The sequence below is a fragment of the Mesorhizobium sp. WSM3224 genome (genome assembly GCF_000427725.1).
GTDB lineage: Bacteria > Pseudomonadota > Alphaproteobacteria > Rhizobiales > Rhizobiaceae > Mesorhizobium.
This window is the reverse complement of record NZ_ATYO01000018.1, coordinates 1-14,922: the sequence shown is the minus strand read 5'-3', so window position 1 is coordinate 14,922 and position 14,922 is coordinate 1. Positions and strand designations below refer to the sequence as shown.

Annotated in this window: 16 protein-coding genes; 14 read left to right on the top strand and 2 right to left on the bottom strand. The window is 61.9% G+C overall.

From position 1 onward, the window contains the following. Positions 1–105: 105 nt before the first annotated feature. The 13 genes from YU3_RS0123525 (at position 106) to YU3_RS0123465 (ending at position 12,452) form a co-directional block, all read left to right on the top strand. Positions 106–762 (top strand): cytochrome c3 family protein, encoded by a 657-nt coding sequence (locus YU3_RS0123525; RefSeq protein WP_027168537.1) that lies wholly within the window; start codon positions 106–108, stop codon positions 760–762. Continuing rightward, on the top strand, positions 746–3,721 hold the full coding sequence (locus YU3_RS0123520) for a TAT-variant-translocated molybdopterin oxidoreductase (protein WP_036259356.1): 2,976 nt from the start codon (positions 746–748) through the stop codon (positions 3,719–3,721). Before YU3_RS0123525 ends, YU3_RS0123520 begins: the two co-directional genes overlap by 17 nt. Then, a complete protein-coding gene (nrfD, locus tag YU3_RS0123515) occupies positions 3,714–5,072 on the top strand; it encodes an NrfD/PsrC family molybdoenzyme membrane anchor subunit (protein WP_027168535.1) in 1,359 nt (452 codons plus the stop codon). The genes YU3_RS0123520 and nrfD overlap by 8 nt, the downstream gene beginning before the upstream one ends. Continuing rightward, on the top strand, positions 5,069–5,596 hold the full coding sequence (locus tag YU3_RS0123510; protein WP_027168534.1) for a DUF3341 domain-containing protein: 528 nt from the start codon (positions 5,069–5,071) through the stop codon (positions 5,594–5,596). The genes nrfD and YU3_RS0123510 overlap by 4 nt, the downstream gene beginning before the upstream one ends. Beyond that, a complete protein-coding gene (locus YU3_RS0123505) occupies positions 5,593–6,129 on the top strand; it encodes a cytochrome c (RefSeq protein ID WP_084508253.1) in 537 nt (178 codons plus the stop codon). The genes YU3_RS0123510 and YU3_RS0123505 overlap by 4 nt, the downstream gene beginning before the upstream one ends. Next, positions 6,126–7,238, top strand: coding sequence for a hypothetical protein (locus tag YU3_RS0123500; protein WP_027168532.1), 1,113 nt, complete (start codon positions 6,126–6,128; stop codon positions 7,236–7,238). Before YU3_RS0123505 ends, YU3_RS0123500 begins: the two co-directional genes overlap by 4 nt. Continuing rightward, positions 7,231–7,677, top strand: a complete 447-nt coding sequence (locus YU3_RS37290) for a hypothetical protein (RefSeq protein ID WP_036259353.1) — start codon at positions 7,231–7,233, stop codon at positions 7,675–7,677. Before YU3_RS0123500 ends, YU3_RS37290 begins: the two co-directional genes overlap by 8 nt. Before the next feature lie 8 nt (positions 7,678–7,685). Beyond that, positions 7,686–8,426 carry an SCO family protein gene (locus YU3_RS0123490; RefSeq protein WP_027168531.1) on the top strand — a complete coding sequence of 247 codons (741 nt, stop codon included), beginning with the start codon at positions 7,686–7,688 and terminating at the stop codon, positions 8,424–8,426. Then, positions 8,423–9,376, top strand: coding sequence for a cytochrome c oxidase subunit II (gene coxB, locus YU3_RS0123485; protein WP_027168530.1), 954 nt, complete (start codon positions 8,423–8,425; stop codon positions 9,374–9,376). Before YU3_RS0123490 ends, coxB begins: the two co-directional genes overlap by 4 nt. After that, positions 9,373–11,013 (top strand): cytochrome c oxidase subunit I, encoded by a 1,641-nt coding sequence (ctaD, locus tag YU3_RS0123480; RefSeq protein ID WP_027168529.1) that lies wholly within the window; start codon positions 9,373–9,375, stop codon positions 11,011–11,013. The genes coxB and ctaD overlap by 4 nt, the downstream gene beginning before the upstream one ends. Further along, complete coding sequence (locus YU3_RS0123475; protein WP_027168528.1) at positions 11,010–11,645, top strand: cytochrome c oxidase subunit 3; 636 nt, start codon at positions 11,010–11,012, stop codon at positions 11,643–11,645. The genes ctaD and YU3_RS0123475 overlap by 4 nt, the downstream gene beginning before the upstream one ends. Next, positions 11,642–11,890: a cytochrome C oxidase subunit IV family protein gene (locus YU3_RS0123470; RefSeq protein WP_027168527.1), complete on the top strand. Its 249-nt coding sequence runs from the start codon at positions 11,642–11,644 to the stop codon at positions 11,888–11,890. Before YU3_RS0123475 ends, YU3_RS0123470 begins: the two co-directional genes overlap by 4 nt. 274 nt (positions 11,891–12,164) lie before the next feature. Beyond that, positions 12,165–12,452: a hypothetical protein gene (locus tag YU3_RS0123465; RefSeq protein WP_027168526.1), complete on the top strand. Its 288-nt coding sequence runs from the start codon at positions 12,165–12,167 to the stop codon at positions 12,450–12,452. On the opposite strand, the gene YU3_RS39585 is transcribed toward YU3_RS0123465, so the two are convergent. Continuing rightward, complete coding sequence (locus tag YU3_RS39585; protein WP_084508251.1) at positions 12,427–12,651, bottom strand: SOS response-associated peptidase family protein; 225 nt, start codon at positions 12,649–12,651, stop codon at positions 12,427–12,429. The genes YU3_RS0123465 and YU3_RS39585 overlap by 26 nt on opposite strands. Before the next feature lie 253 nt (positions 12,652–12,904). Here YU3_RS39585 and YU3_RS0123460 point away from each other — a divergent pair, with 253 nt between their 5' ends. After that, positions 12,905–14,329, top strand: coding sequence for an ISNCY family transposase (locus YU3_RS0123460; RefSeq protein ID WP_027168525.1), 1,425 nt, complete (start codon positions 12,905–12,907; stop codon positions 14,327–14,329). Positions 14,330–14,349: 20 nt separating this feature from the next. Here YU3_RS0123460 and YU3_RS0123455 read toward each other — a convergent pair whose 3' ends face one another. Then, positions 14,350–14,694, bottom strand: coding sequence for a hypothetical protein (locus YU3_RS0123455; RefSeq protein WP_036259349.1), 345 nt, complete (start codon positions 14,692–14,694; stop codon positions 14,350–14,352). Positions 14,695–14,922: the final 228 nt, after the last annotated feature.

Below are 14,922 nucleotides of genomic sequence, written 5' to 3'. Positions count from 1 at the left end.
CCGGTCACCATTCTGTGATCCGAGAGCGGCTTCGGAACCTTCGTGGCGAAAGTACCGTTTGGTGTCGTCAACTCTGAGTTTGCGTCCAGCAGAATCGGCGAGGGGATGCCGCAGATCTTCTCGAAAAACGCCAATGGCGTCGCGCGCTTTGTCATCTGGGGAAGTTGTGCAGTTCTGCTGATCGCCGCCGCGATCGGGGTCATCCTTCCCCGTTCGGATCTGGTAACGGGAGTAGGTGAGCCAGTGGCGCAGCCGGTGCCGTTCAGCCATAAGCACCATGTCGGCCAGCTCGGCATCGATTGCCGCTATTGCCATAACGGCGTGGAAACCTCGTCTTCGGCCGGTCTCCCGGCAACCGAAGTCTGCATGACCTGCCATTCGCAGCTTTTCACCAATGCCGACATGCTGGCGCCGGTACGTGCGAGCTTGGCGTCGGGCACGCCTATCAGATGGCAGCGTGTCAACGGCCTGCCCGACTTCGTTTTTTTCAACCACGCAATCCATGTCAACAAGGGCGTCGCCTGCGAGACATGTCATGGCGAGGTCGACGAGATGCCGCTGACGAGGCGCGCGCATACGCTGAGCATGGAATGGTGCCTCGGCTGCCATCGCAACCCGGAGCGCAATCTGCGCCCGCCGCAGGACGTGTTCCTGATGCACTGGCAGCCGCCTGAGAACATCGCCGATATCAGGCGGCGGTTGATCGGCATGCTCGACATCCACCCCGAGACGATGACGGATTGCTATGTCTGCCATCGCTGAGAAAGGGTCAGGCTCCGGCATCGACATCGCGGCCCTGCGTAGGCGGCTGGCAAACGGTCGCGACATGTGGCGGAGCCTCGACGAGATCGCCGGCACGGTGGAATTCCGCCGCTTCGTCGAGGCCGAGTTCCCGGCGATTGCCGAGCATCTGCCGGCAAAGCCGAACCGGCGGACGCTACTCAAGCTGATGGGCGCTTCGTTTTCGCTTGCCGGGCTCGCGGCCTGCAGCAGGGCGGAAAGTATTGTGCCCTATGTGCGCCAACCGGAAGTCCTCGTCCCCGGCAAGCCCGTCTACTACGCCACCACGCTGTCGAGCGACGGCTTCGGCGTCGGCGTGATGGTCGAAAGCCATGAAGGACGGCCGACAAAGGTCGAGGGCAATCCCGACCACCCCGCATCGCGCGGCGCGACCGATGCGGTGATGCAGGCGGCGGTATTGACGCTGTTCGATCCCGATCGCTCGCGCACGCCGCTCAAGGACGGCGAACCGGCGTCGTATGGCGATTTCCTGAAGGACATAGCGGCGCTTGTCTCGCGGTGGACGGCATCGCAAGGGCAGGGCGGCGCTCTGCTCCTCGATGCCTCGACATCGCCGACCCTCGCCGCGCAGGTCGACGTACTGCGGGCGCGCTATCCGAAGCTGAACGTCTATCGCCACGATCCGCTGGCAAGGCCGACTGCGGGGCAGGCGTCACGTGCCCTGTTCGGTTCCACGCTGACGCCGGTCTACCACTTCGATCGCGCCGAAGTGATCTTCAGCCTCGACGCCGATTTTCTCGGCGAGGGGCCTGGGCGGCTCGCCTATGCGCGCGACTTTGCCGCGCGGCGGCGTGTGCGCAGTCCCGCAGACTGGATGAGCCGGCTCTATGTCGTGGAGACGTCGCCGACCATCACGGGGGCAACTGCCGATCATCGTTTGGCGGTGAAGCCACGCGACATCGAAGCCGTGGCCGCTGCGCTGCGCGCGAAGCTTGGCGCTCAGGCCGAGGCCCCCAGGTCGCCAGTCGATCCGACGTGGATGACCGCGCTATCCAAGGATCTGGTGGCGGCCGGCCGCAACGCGCTGGTGATCCCGGGAGCGCATCAGAGCGCCTTCGTGTATGCGATCGCGCTTGCCGCCAATGCGAAGCTTGGCGCGCTTGGCAATACGGTGGAACTGATCGAGCCACCGGACACATTGCAAGTCGATGGCGATCTCACGACGCTGTGTGAGGCAATCAGCGATGGCGTGATCGATACGGCCGTGGTGGTGGGCGCAAATCCGATGCACACCGCCCCGGCAGGCCTTAATGCGCATAAGGCATTCTCTAGCCTGCAATTGCTTGTGCATCACGGCCTCTATCGCGACGAGACTGCTTTCTTGTCGCACTGGCATGTACCGGCAGCGCATGAGCTCGAGAGCTGGAGCGATATCCGCGCCTATGACGGCACGGCGTCACTGGTCCAGCCGCTGATCAAGCCGCTCTACGACGGCAAGACCTTGCATCAGTTGCTCGCCGTGCTTGGCGGTCAATTCGAAATCGATGCGCTTTCACTTATCCGGCAGCACTGGTCGGAGATCAATGACGAAGCATGGAGGAAGGCTCTCCGCGACGGCGCCATAGCGAACAGCGCCGCCAAGCCTGCATCGGTGACGGCGCCGCCGGATTTGGGTGGATTGAAGCCCGCCGTGCAGGCAGGTGGCCGGATCGATATTCGCTTCGTCGCCGATCCCTGGCTACGCGACGGGCGCTTTGCCAATGCCTCGTGGCTGCAGGAACTGCCGCGACCGCTGACCAAGATCGTCTGGGGTAACGCCGCGCTCATCTCACCGGCAATGGCGGAGCGGCTGAAGATTGAGAACGGCAACGTCATCAACGTTGCAGCGAACGGGGTCAGCCTCGACGCTCCTGCCTGGATATTGCCCGGTCACCCCGACGAAACAGTGACGCTTTCATTCGGCTTCGGGCGCAAGGTTGGTTCCGTAGCCGCGCTGTCCGAAGGCTACGACGCTTTCCGCTTACGCGACGGCACGGAATGGTTTGCGACCGGCGCTGCCGTTACGCCTAGCACGAACGATATGCGAGTGATCACCACGCAGCATCACCAGGCGATCGAAGGCCGCGCCATCGTTCGCCACGCTTCGCTCGATACGTTTCGGCAGGATCCGCATTTCGTTCGCAAGGATGCGCCGCCGTCGCCAACGGAATCGCTCTACCCCGATTGGCCGTACAACCAGGAAGCCTGGGCTATGGCGATCGACCTCTCGGCCTGCATCGGTTGCATGGCCTGCGTTTCGGCCTGCCAGGCGGAAAACAACATTGCAACCGTCGGCCCGGACGAATGCGAGCGCGGCCAGGAAATGCATTGGCTTCGGGTCGATCGCTATTATGCCGGCCCACTCGATGCGCCCGACACCTTCTTCCAGCCGGTGCCCTGCATGCATTGCGAGAAGGCGCCGTGCGAGGTGGTCTGCCCGGTCAACGCAACGGTACACACGCATGATGGGTTGAATGCGCAGGTCTACAATCGCTGCATCGGCACCCGCTATTGCTCCCAGAATTGCCCCTACAAGGTGCGGCGCTTCAACTTTCTCGACCATCAATCCTTCGACAAGGACGAAGCCGGCTCGGAGCAGGGCGTGCACAACCCCAATGTCAGCGTGCGCTCGCGCGGCGTCATGGAGAAGTGCACCTATTGCGTCCAGCGTATCAGCGCCAAGCGCATCCAGGCCCAGATCGAGAATCGCGACATCGCCGACGGCGAGGTTGTCACCGCCTGCCAGCAGGCCTGCCCGACGCGGGCGATCACCTTTGGCGACCTCAACAGGAAGGATGCCAACGTCGTTCGCGAAAAGACCGCGCCGCAGAACTACCCATTGCTCGAGGAGCTGAACACGCGGCCGCGCACGACTTATCTCGGCAGGATTTCCAACCCGAACGGCGAGTTGTCCAAGCCGGGTGAGGCGATCGATGACTGAAGCCAGCGCTAGCAGCCCAGCCGTCTTGCGTGGCCGCCACGATTTTCCCGAGATCAGCGGACGCATCGGCTCGATCGTGCTCAGCGGCCGCCTGCCGCGCCATTTCTGGACGGCATTCTTCCTCTGCTTCCTGCTCGTGCTGCTGCTCCTCTATTCCATCACCTACCTGATTTCGGTCGGCGTCGGCGGCCTCGGTATCAACATGCCTGTCGTTTGGGGCACGATGATCTCCAATTTCGTCTGGTGGATCGGCATCGGCCACGCCGGCACGCTGATCTCGGCGGTGCTGTTGCTGCTGCGCCAGCCATGGCGCGCTTCGATCAACCGTTTCGCCGAAGCGATGACGCTGTTTGCCGTCGCCATGGCCGGCTTGTTCCCCATCCTGCATCTCGGCCGGCCGTGGTTCTTCTACTGGCTGCTGCCGCTTCCCAATGTGCACATGCACTGGCCGCAATGGCGCAGCCCACTGGTCTGGGACTTCGCGGCGATCAGCACCTACGCCACCGTTTCGCTGCTGTTCTGGTACATGGGACTTTTGCCCGATCTTGCCGTCTTGCGCGACCGCGCCAGATCGAGACCGGCGCAGCTCTTCTACGGCATACTGGCGCTCGGATGGCGCGGCTCGGCCTTCCATTGGGCGCGCTACCAGGTCGTCTATTTCCTGCTTGCGGCCCTGGCCACGCCGCTGGTCGTTTCGGTACATTCGATCGTTTCGCTCGATTTTACCTTCGCGATCACGCCCGGCTACCACTCGACGATCTTCCCGCCCTATTTCGTTGCCGGCGCGCTGCTCTCCGGCTTCGCCATGGTGCTCACCATCGCCATTCCGTTGCGCTGGGCCTTCTCAGTCGAGGACCTGATCACCGTCAGGCACATGGACAATGCCGCCAAGCTGATGATCGCCGCCGGCATGGTCGTCGCCTATGGCTATGTCTCGGAAGCGTTCTTCGCCTGGTATTCCGGGGAGCCCTACGAACGCGCCATGATGGTGCAACGCGCCATAGGCCCCTATGCGCCGCTGTTCTGGACGATGCTCGGCTTGAATTGCGGCCTGCTGCAATTGCTGTGGTTCCGACGCATCCGCCGCAACATGCCGCTTTTGTTTGCAATCGCCATTGCCGTCAACATTGGCATGTGGATCGAGCGTTACATCATCGTCGTCACCGGGCCGAGCCGCGACTACCTCCCGTCGGCCTGGGGCGAGCAGTCGCTGACCTGGCTCGATTTCGGCATTCTGTTCGGCTCGATCGGCACGTTTTTTGCGCTGATCTTCCTGTTCATCCGCATCCTGCCCGCAATCACCATCTTCGAGGTCGAGGAACTGGCCGAGGAGGAGGGCAAGCTCCGATGAGCCTCTACGGCCTGATGGCGGCATTTGCCGATCCGGAAGCGCTGATAGACGCTGCGCGCGGCATGCGCGAACGCGGCTACCGGCGCATGGATGCCTTCTCGCCATTTCCGTTGGAAGAGCTGGACGGAATATTGGAGATCCCGAAGACGCGACTGCCCTGGGCTGTGCTCGTCGGCGGCATCACCTGCGCTGCTCTCGTCTATGCACTGATCTGGTATTCGGTCGAAGTCGACTATCCCATCAATGTCGGCGGACGGCCGCTGCATTCCTGGCCGCCTTTCGTCGTCATCGCCTTCGAGGCTGGCATCCTCGGCGCCGCCTTCGCCGGCTTTCTGGGTGTGCTCGTGGCCAACGGGCTGCCCCGCTACTACCATCCGGTTTTCAACGCCGAGAGCTTCACCTATGCGCGTGGCGGCAGGTTCTACCTTCTCATCGAAGCGACCGATCCCAAGTACCGCAAGAGCGTCACCAAGCGCCAACTGACGCGGCTCGGTGCCGAGATCGTCGAGGAGATCGAGGCGTGAGCGCCCTGCGCTTCACACTGGTTTTTGGGGCTTTGCTGCTGGCGGGCTGCCGGCAGGACATGGAGGACCAACCACGCTACGATCCGCTCGAGGCCAGCAATCAGTTCGCCGACGGGACGTCGGCGCGAACGCCCGTGACCGGCACAGTTGCGCGCGATGCCGATCTTTCGCCGACGCCGGACAGGATTCCCTCTCCGGTCACGATCGAGTTGCTGCAGCGGGGACAGCAACGTTTCGACATCTTCTGCTCACCCTGCCATGGTCGCACCGGCGATGGCCATGGCATGATCGTCCAGCGCGGTTTTCCGGCGCCGCCGAGCTACCATCAGGACGCGCTGCGCAAGGCCTCCGACCGGCATTTCTACGACGTCATCACCAACGGTTACGGCGCCATGTACTCTTACGCGGCACGGGTGCCGCCGCGGGACCGCTGGGCGATCGTGGCCTATATCCGCGCGCTGCAATATTCGCGCGACGCGCCTGTAGCCGAGCTTCCGCAAACCGTGAGTGCGCGGCTCGAGGAAATGCCATGAGCCGCATCGAGCAAGCTTTCCTGATTGCCGGCATTGCGGGACTGGCATGTTGTGCGGCCGGCGTGTCGCTCGACGCCAGGGCGATGCTGGGCGCCTGGCTCGCCGCGGCGAGTTTCGCGCTTAGCCTGCCGCTCGGCGCACTGACAATATTGATGGTGCATGGGCTGACCGGCGGGCGTTGGGGCGGCGCGATCCGTCAGCCTTTGCGGATCCTGGCGGCGACACTACCGCTTGCGCTGATCTTGCTCTTGCCCGTGCTGATAAGGCTCGATCTCATCTTCTCGTGGGCCGGCGCAGATTCTGCGATGCTGGCCGAGAAGCTTCGAGAGAAGCTTGTCTATCTAAACGTGCCCTTCTTCCTGCTGCGTTTCGCCGTCTGCGCCGCAATCTGGCTCGCTCTCGCCTGGATGGTGCTCAGCTCGACTGAAGAGCACCTCGCAAAGAGTGGCGATGGCAGGAAATATGCCCTCGGTCTCATCCTCCATGCTTTTGCGATAAGCGTCTTTTCAATCGACTGGATGCTGTCACTTGAGCCGGAATTCACCTCGACCGTCTATGCGCTTTTCGAAGCGTCGGCCGAAGTGGTCGGGGCATTCGCCGCGGCGGTCATCGTGCTGGCGGCAAGAGGTGCGGTCGAAGTCCTGCCGGGCGGCGAAGAAGGCGTCGCTCTAAGCGAGGACCTCGCCAACATGTTGCTCGGTTTCGTGCTGACCTGGATCTATCTCGTCTTTATGCAATGGCTGGTGGTCTGGGGTGGCGATCTGCCCGAAGAGGTTCATTGGTACGTCATCCGCAGCGGAAGCGGATGGCAGTATCTGCTCTACCTGCTGATCGCGTTGCAGGTGGCTGCCTTCGTGGGCCTGCTCAACCGAGACCTGAAACGCAGCCATGCCGGCTTGATCTGGCTCGCTGGAATTACCTTGGCCGGGCATTTCGTTGATGTGTTCTGGCGAATACGCCCGGCGCTCTTCGCCGGCGGCCCGCTGGCGTTGTGGCATGACGCCGCTGCCTGGATTGGATCGGGCGGGCTGTGGCTGGCACTCTTCCTTTTCCTCCTTCGTCGGTCGGATCGGATCACCTGGCGGAAGCGCGAGGTGGCGCATGGCTAAGGCGCATCGCCATCCCGAGACGCGCGACGTCTGGCCACGCACACTGCTTGCGTTCGGCGGCGGGCTGCTGCTCCTTATCGCTCTCGCCGCTATCGGCATCAAGCTTGCCTTCGACACCACGCCGACCTGGCTGCCGCTAACTGCGAACACCAGTCTGGAAAACCCCGATTTGCAGACCGCGCCAAAGCAGGATCTGATCAGCTTCCGCGCCGAGGAAGATCGTCAGTTGAAAATGCTTGGCTGGGTCGACCGCAACGCCGGCATTGCCCGCATTCCTATCGACGACGCCATGTGGGCGGTGGTCAGCAACGGTTTGCCGGACTGGTCGCAGCAAGGAGCCGGAGCCGCGAGCACTGAAAATTGCGCCTTGGTCACGGCTGCGGTTCCCCGGGCACCTCAGGCCCAGGATTGCCAGCAGCAGAGCAGGGCAGGGCGATGAGGAGCTTGTTGGCTGCGCTTTGTCTGTTCGTTGCCGGTACGGCGCTTGCCGCCGAACGACCGATCTTCGACCCGAAGCCCGGCGCGCAGCTAGCTCTCGATCGCGAATTGGTCGATGCAAGCGGCCGGAAGCTGACGCTCGGGGAAACGCTCGGCGGGCGTCCTGCGCTGGTCATCTTCGGCTATGACAGATGCCCGAACCTTTGCGGCGTCACACAGCAGGCGGTCGCCTCTGACCTTAAGAAGACGTCGCTTCTTCCTGCCGATTACCGCGCGCTATTCATCTCGATCGACGCTGATGAGACGTCCGCCGATGCCGCCGAGGCGCAAGCCGAAATCGCCTCCGCCGCCGGCCCGACGGGATTGTCCGCCTGGCGCTTCCTGACCGGCAGCGACGGCTCCGGCGCGGTGCTGGCCAACGAGGCCGGTATCACCTTCGACCGGCGCAAGGGCATAGATCAGTTCGTCCATCCGATCGCGGTCATTGCACTCACTCCGGCTGGTCGGATTTCGCAAGTGCTGCCGGCGCTGACCTTCACGCCGCGCGACCTCCAGCTTGCGCTGGTCGAAGCATCGGCCAATAAGCTCGGGTCGATCGCCGATCACGTCTTCCTGTTCTGCGCAGGCTTCGACAGCTCCAAAGGTCAGTACACCCCAGCCATCTGGGCGGCGTTGAAAGTGGCAAGCCTGGCAATGGTACTCGGCCTAGGCGCGACGGTGCTTTGGCAAACGCGCGGGAGGGGAAGATGAGCTTCGGCATTCCCTTCTTTCCGCAGGAAGCCTCATCGGAAGCCAGCCAGGTCGATGCGTTGTTTTACACGCTGCTCGCTTTCTCGGCCGTTCTCGGACTGGCGCTCACAGGTCTCGTTGTCGGGTATGCGGTGAAATACCGCGTCGGCTCGCCGGCGGATCGCACCGGCCAGCGTTCCCGCAACATGTGGCTCGAGATGAGCTGGACCATCGCCAGCCTGATCATCGCCTTCATCTTCTTCGGCTGGGGCGCGACACTTTTCGTTCGCCGCGACCATCCGCCGGCGGATGCGCTGGAGATCACGGGGCTGGGCAAACAGTGGATGTGGGAGTTCAGACAACCCGGCGGCCAGCGCGAGATCAACGAATTGCATGTTCCGGTCGGCAAACCGGTCGTGGTGTCGCTTGCCGCGCAGGACGTCATCCACTCCTTCTTTGTGCCGGCTTTCCGAATAAAGCAGGACGCCGTTCCTGGACGCACCACTCACATTTGGTTCATCGCTACCGAGCCCGGACACTATCACTTGTTCTGCGCCCAATATTGCGGCACGCAGCATTCCGAAATGGGCGGCTGGGTGACGGTGATGGCCCCTGAGCAGTATGCCGCGTGGCTGAACAGCCAGGGCGAGGGCGAGACGCTTGCCGCAAGCGGCGAAAAGCTGTTTCGCGTGCTGGGCTGCTCCGGATGCCACGGCGCAAGCAGCAAGGTGCGGGCACCGGCCCTCGAAGGCATCTTCGGCCGGCCGGTGGCGCTCGAGAACCAGCAGACGGTGATCGCCGACGAGCGATATCTGCGCGACTCGATCCTCATTCCGAAGAAAGAAATCGCCGCAGGCTACGAGCCGGTCATGCCGAGCTTCGACGGCCTGATCGACGAAGGCGAGCTGCAGATGCTGCTTGCCTATCTGAAATCGCTTTCGCCGCAACCAAGCGCGGGAACAAAGCCATGACCAGTTCGGCAATGACGGGGACTTATCTGAGCGAGGGAGCCGGGCCCCGCGCGTGGCTGCTCACCACCGACCATAAGCGTGTCGCCTGGCTCTACCTGGTCTCGTTAACGGCATTCTTCTTTCTCGGCGGCGCAATGGCGGTGCTGATGCGGATCGAGCTGGCGACACCGGCCGGCGATCTCGTCTCCGACGATGTCTACAACCGGCTGTTTTCGCTGCACGGCATCATCATGGTCTGGTTCTTCCTGGTTCCGTCGATCCCGGCAACGTTAGGCAATTTCCTGTTGCCGTTGATGATCGGCGCGCGCGATCTTGCATTTCCGCGGCTCAATCTTGCCAGCTGGTATGTCTTCATCTTCGGCAGCCTGTTCGCGCTGTTTTCGGTGGTCGCCGGCGGCGTCGATACCGGCTGGACCTTCTACACGCCGCTGTCGACGCTCTATGCCAACGGCTTCGTCTCGACCGCAGCGTTCGGCGTCTTCATCGTCGGCTTCTCGACGATCATGACCGGCATAAATTTCATCGTCACGGTACACACGCTGCGGGCGCCGGGGCTTACCTGGTTTCGCCTGCCGATCTTCGTGTGGACGCTCTACGCCACCAGTCTGGTGATGGTGCTGGCAACCCCGGTGCTCGCCGCCTCGCTGATCCTGATCGTGCTGGAACGTGTCTTCGGCATCGGCATCTTCAATCCCGATCTCGGCGGTGATCCGCTGCTCTTCCAGCATCTCTTCTGGTTCTACTCGCACCCCGCCGTCTACATCATGATCCTGCCGGGCATGGGCGTGGTGTCGGAGGTGCTGCCCTGCTTCAGCCGCCGGCCACTGTTCGGCTACAAGGCGGTGGCGATGTCGTCGATGGCGATCGCCGTCTTCGGCTTCCTGGTCTGGGGCCATCATATGTTCGTCAGTGGGCAATCGGCCTATGCCGGCGTGGTGTTCTCGTTCCTGTCGTTCTGCGTTGCGATCCCGTCAGCGATCAAGGTCTTCAACTGGAGCCTGACGTTGCGCAAGGGCGAGATCAGCTTCGAGACACCGATGCTCTACGGATTGTTTTTCCTGGGGCTGTTCACTTTCGGCGGATTGGCCGGGCTCTTCCTTGCGGCGCTGGCGGTCGATGTCCATGTCCACGATACGTATTTCGTCATCGCGCATTTTCACTACATCATGGTCGGCGGGATGGTGACGGCCTATATGGCTGGCCTGCATTTCTGGTGGCCGAAGCTCACCGGCCGCATGTATTCCGAAACCGCGGGGCGCATCGCGGCTACCGTCACCTTCGTCGGCTTCAACCTCACCTTCTTTCCGCAATATGTGCTGGGTTTCGACGGCATGCCGCGGCGCTATCATACCTACCCGCCGGAGTTCCAGTTCTGGAACGTGTTGTCCTCGGCTGGCGCAGTGGTACTGGCGATCGGCTATCTGATGCCGTTGTTCTATCTCGGCTGGTCGCTGTTTCGCGGCGCTCGCGCGACCGACAGTCCGTGGAACGCCACGGGGCTCGAATGGCAGACGAGCTCGCCGCCGCCGCCGCATAACTTCAAGAGCATGCCGATCGTGACGCGGCCGGCCTATGCCTACGACATGAAAGGGCTGGAGCACGAGCGCTTCAGCCCGCATCTGGAGGCCGGCAGATGAGCAGGACCGAAAGCGTCGCCTTCGACAACCCGCGGCGCGAAAGGCGAGCCGACACTTTCGCGATGTGGGTGTTCATCGGTTCGGAAGCGATGCTGTTCGGCGCGATCTTTCTGGTCTTCCTCGTCGCGCACCTCGATTTCGGCCCCGCTTTCGCCGCAGCCTCGAAACATCTTTCGGTGGCGCTCGGCGCCTTCAACACCGCTGTTTTGATCACCAGCAGCTTCACCATGGCGGTGGCGCATATGTTTGCGCTTCATAGACGTTGGCGCGCGACGGTTTGGGCGCTGCTCGCGACCTCGGCGCTGGGCGTGTGCTTTCTGGTGGTGAAATCGATGGAATACGGCAAGGAAATCGCCGAAGGAATGGCGCCGCTCCTCGGCCTGCCTTTCCGCTATGAAGGACCGGATCCCGTGCATGCCGAATTCTTCTTCAGCCTCTATTTCACGATGACCTCACTGCATGCCCTGCATCTGATCGGCGGCATCGCCGTCATTGGTGGCATGATTGCGCTCTGGCGCACCGCCAGCCCCGCCAATCGATTGCACCGGGTCGAGGCCGTCGGCCTTTATTGGCATTTCGTCGACGTCGTATGGATGTTCATGTTCCCCGTTCTGTATCTGATCAACCGATGAGCGAACTTCGCAAACTCACCTTCGGCTATGTCGGGCTGCTTGCGCTGCTGGCGTTGACGGTTGGGTCATCCTTCCTCGATCTCGGCGGCTTTAACGTCACCATCAACCTGGCGATCGCCGCCGGCAAGGCGATCCTTATCGCGATGCTGTTCATGCATCTGACCGGCACATTGCCGCGGCTCGCCGTTGCGGCTGCCGGACTTTGGCTCGTCATCTTGTTCGGGCTGACGCTCATCGGCTCATAAGAGCCAGCTGACGGCGGATGCTAAGGAGACGCGCGGACGCAATGGGTCAAGCCGGGGCTAATTGGCCGCATGAAGCACATGCGCGCGAAGAGGATCTGCGGCACGCGTCGCTGCAGGACTTTCGCATAGACGTTACGCATGGGACCAATGGGCCTTCACTTCGCACCCGCCGCACGTACATTAGCGATCATTAAAATCTCTTTTGCGCGCCGGAACCGGGCTCGGCAGGTGCACGTTGTTTCCGGTTAGTGTGTGACGAAAGGGAGGTATTCCGATGATTGTGAAGATGCTCAGCATAGGCGCAATAGCGTTCTCCATATTGGGTGGTGTTGCCATGGCTGGTTCCACTACTGGAACGTCCGCGCTTGATGATCCGGCCAAGATGTCGCCGTTTTTTACTGACGCCGGCATGAAAACGTTAAGGTCGGAAGGTGACTTCAAAACCGCATGGATGGCGATGAAACCTGACGAACGTACAGCGGTTTTGAAAGACTGCGGTGACGCAACGATGAATAAGGCGCATGCCGATTTCTGCGCTATGGCCAAGAAGATGGGCGGCTAACAAAGCTCCAGACTAGCCAGGAAGGCGGATCTTGCAATCCGCCTTCCTGGCTAATGTTGGCCGGCGTTGTCGGATCGAGCCACGCATCATAGTAGGTGGGCTCAACAATGAGCGGCTGGCAGTTGTGGATCTCGTTTACGGGCGCGGCCGACGGTTCGGTGATGATCGTGCAACTGGTGACGCAGTGACGAAGATGCATCCGAACCTAAGTAAAAGATGTTCGAGGCCATATTGTGGGAATCGCCTTAACACTTTGACATTATGCGATATTGCTAAGTTCCATAAGATAGATTACGCGACTTTCACCTGTAGCAGCCATTTAGTAATGCGACAGTTGCCCCAGTTAGAGATGCGACACTTCCTGCTTCCGAGACTGGTCAACATGAAGCTGGAAAGGAAGGCTGGCGACTTCACAGAGCCTGGCGTGAGACCAGGCCCATTGCGGAGCCGTCATGCCTTTGGTCACCTTGTCGCAAAAAGAGCTGCATCGTCTCGAAGCCATCCAGAAGATCCGCGACCGACGGCTGAGCGTCGTCCAGGCGGCTGAGCTCCTTCATCTCAGCCGCAGTCAGGTTCACCGGCTGTTGCAGGCCTATGGCCAGGACGGCGCCGGCGGCCTGGCCTCGAAGAAGCGCGGCCGACCGAGCAATCGCCGCCATGATGAGAACTTCCGCAACACCGCATTGGATCTGGTGCGCGATCGCTACCGGGACTTCGGCCCGACGCTTGCCCGCGAGAAGCTGCTTGAGTGGCACCAGATCGCCGTCAGCACCGAGACGCTACGCAAATGGATGACGGAAGCCGGCATCTGGACATCGCGCCGGGAGCGCAAGAAGCAGCTTCACCAGCCACGGGGCCGGCGCGACTGCCTCGGCGAGTTGGTGCAGATCGATGGCTCGCACCATTGGTGGTTCGAGAACCGCGGTCCCAAATGCGCCCTGCTCGTCTACATCGATGACGCGACCGGCAAGCTGCTGCATCTGCGCTTTGCCGGTTCCGAGAACACGTTCGACTATCTGATCGCCACGAAGGCGTATTTGCAGGAATGGGGCAAACCGATCTCCTTCTACAGCGACAAACATGGCGTCTTCCGCACGACGCATGGTTCGGAGAAGGATCGAACGACTGGCCTGACGCAGTTCGGCCGTGCGCTGTACGAACTGAACATCGACATCATTTGCGCCAACAGCCCGCAGGCCAAGGGCCGCGTCGAGCGCGCCAACCAGACGCTGCAAGACCGGCTTGTGAAGGAGCTGCGCCTGCGCGGAATCAGCACGATCGAGGCGGCCAATGCCTATGCGGCGGAGTTCGCCGCCGACTTCAATCTCCGCTTCGGCAAGCAGCCGCGCAATCCGAAGGACATGCACCGTCCCCTCGCCGAGCATGAGAATCTGGACAGCGCCATGTGTCGCAAGGAGTTCCGCACGCTGTCGCAAGCCTTGACGCTGCGCTATGACAAGGTGCTGTTCATCCTCGATCCGAGCGCCTTTGCGAAGAGCCTGGCCGGCAAGAAGGTGGTGGTCTGCGATTATCCCGACGGCCGGCTTGAGATCATGGATGGCAGCACGTCCCTTCCCTACAGGACATTTGACAAGCTGCGCTCGGTTCACAGATCGGAGATTGTCGAGAACAAGCGCCTAGACGAAGCGCTTGCAATGGTGGCCGAGATGCAGGCTGGCCGCGATCTTCAGCGCAGCCAGCACGGGCCGCGCCGCACCGGCCAGGCGAACCACATGTTCGGCATTCCCGACGGCAGCCAGGGCAACGGTTATGTGAAGCGCGGCCGCAAGCCCGGCAAGAGGACGGATTTCATGAACGATCCCGCCGTCATCGCACGGCGTGAACAGGCGCTGGCAAGGCTGGAAGCTGCGGAATGAGATTTGCGCCAGAAGGGTGGCTAACGGACTTTCGGACGATGTCCTTTCTGGCCGCTGTTATACCAGACAAGGCGGGCTGGCGGTTCGCCGCTGACGGTTTGCAGGGTTGCCCCGCTCTCACGCAGCTTCCTCCGGAAGCGCGAACCGTTCCGGGCTCCCCAAACGGCGAGATAAGCCTCTTCGGTCGCTTCATCGCGGTAGTAAGCCGAGCCTCCAAAGGCAGCTTCAAGCCCCTGCTCGCCTTTCATTCCGCCACCGCCAAATACCGAGACGACGAGATCAATTGGCGCAGCGGTCACGACCGTCTCGCTCTTGGCGAATTGACGAGCACGGAAAACGTGTATCGGAATGGGCTGGGTCACCATCGCAAGCTGCCATGGCAGGCCGAATGTCCGCAAGGGGCCGGACCCCATTCATGTCGTTGACAGGCTCTCAAAGCTAAAGCCGGGGAGCTTGGCTTAACCGCCCCCGATCGGGCTGCGCAACCCCCACCAGCTGACGCCCGATCGGGCGCTTGCGTCGGTGCCAGGCGGCACGTCACTGTCGCATCTCTAACTTGCCGGCGATGTCGCGTCTCTAAATCGCTTTGACAT

Excerpts from the sequence above, each read along its gene's own strand:
- YU3_RS0123525 (WP_027168537.1), top strand. The coding sequence starts at position 106 with ATGCCGCAGATCTTCTCGAAAAACGCCAATGGCGTCGCGCGCTTTGTC.
- YU3_RS0123520 (WP_036259356.1), top strand. The coding sequence starts at position 746 with ATGTCTGCCATCGCTGAGAAAGGGTCAGGCTCCGGCATCGACATCGCG.
- nrfD (WP_027168535.1), top strand. The coding sequence starts at position 3,714 with ATGACTGAAGCCAGCGCTAGCAGCCCAGCCGTCTTGCGTGGCCGCCAC.
- YU3_RS0123510 (WP_027168534.1), top strand. The coding sequence starts at position 5,069 with ATGAGCCTCTACGGCCTGATGGCGGCATTTGCCGATCCGGAAGCGCTG.
- YU3_RS0123500 (WP_027168532.1), top strand. The coding sequence starts at position 6,126 with ATGAGCCGCATCGAGCAAGCTTTCCTGATTGCCGGCATTGCGGGACTG.
- YU3_RS37290 (WP_036259353.1), top strand. The coding sequence starts at position 7,231 with ATGGCTAAGGCGCATCGCCATCCCGAGACGCGCGACGTCTGGCCACGC.
- coxB (WP_027168530.1), top strand. The coding sequence starts at position 8,423 with ATGAGCTTCGGCATTCCCTTCTTTCCGCAGGAAGCCTCATCGGAAGCC.
- ctaD (WP_027168529.1), top strand. The coding sequence starts at position 9,373 with ATGACCAGTTCGGCAATGACGGGGACTTATCTGAGCGAGGGAGCCGGG.
- YU3_RS0123475 (WP_027168528.1), top strand. The coding sequence starts at position 11,010 with ATGAGCAGGACCGAAAGCGTCGCCTTCGACAACCCGCGGCGCGAAAGG.
- YU3_RS0123470 (WP_027168527.1), top strand. The coding sequence starts at position 11,642 with ATGAGCGAACTTCGCAAACTCACCTTCGGCTATGTCGGGCTGCTTGCG.
- YU3_RS0123465 (WP_027168526.1), top strand. The coding sequence starts at position 12,165 with ATGATTGTGAAGATGCTCAGCATAGGCGCAATAGCGTTCTCCATATTG.
- YU3_RS39585 (WP_084508251.1), bottom strand. The coding sequence starts at position 12,651 with ATGCATCTTCGTCACTGCGTCACCAGTTGCACGATCATCACCGAACCG.
- YU3_RS0123460 (WP_027168525.1), top strand. The coding sequence starts at position 12,905 with ATGCCTTTGGTCACCTTGTCGCAAAAAGAGCTGCATCGTCTCGAAGCC.
- YU3_RS0123455 (WP_036259349.1), bottom strand. The coding sequence starts at position 14,694 with ATGGTGACCCAGCCCATTCCGATACACGTTTTCCGTGCTCGTCAATTC.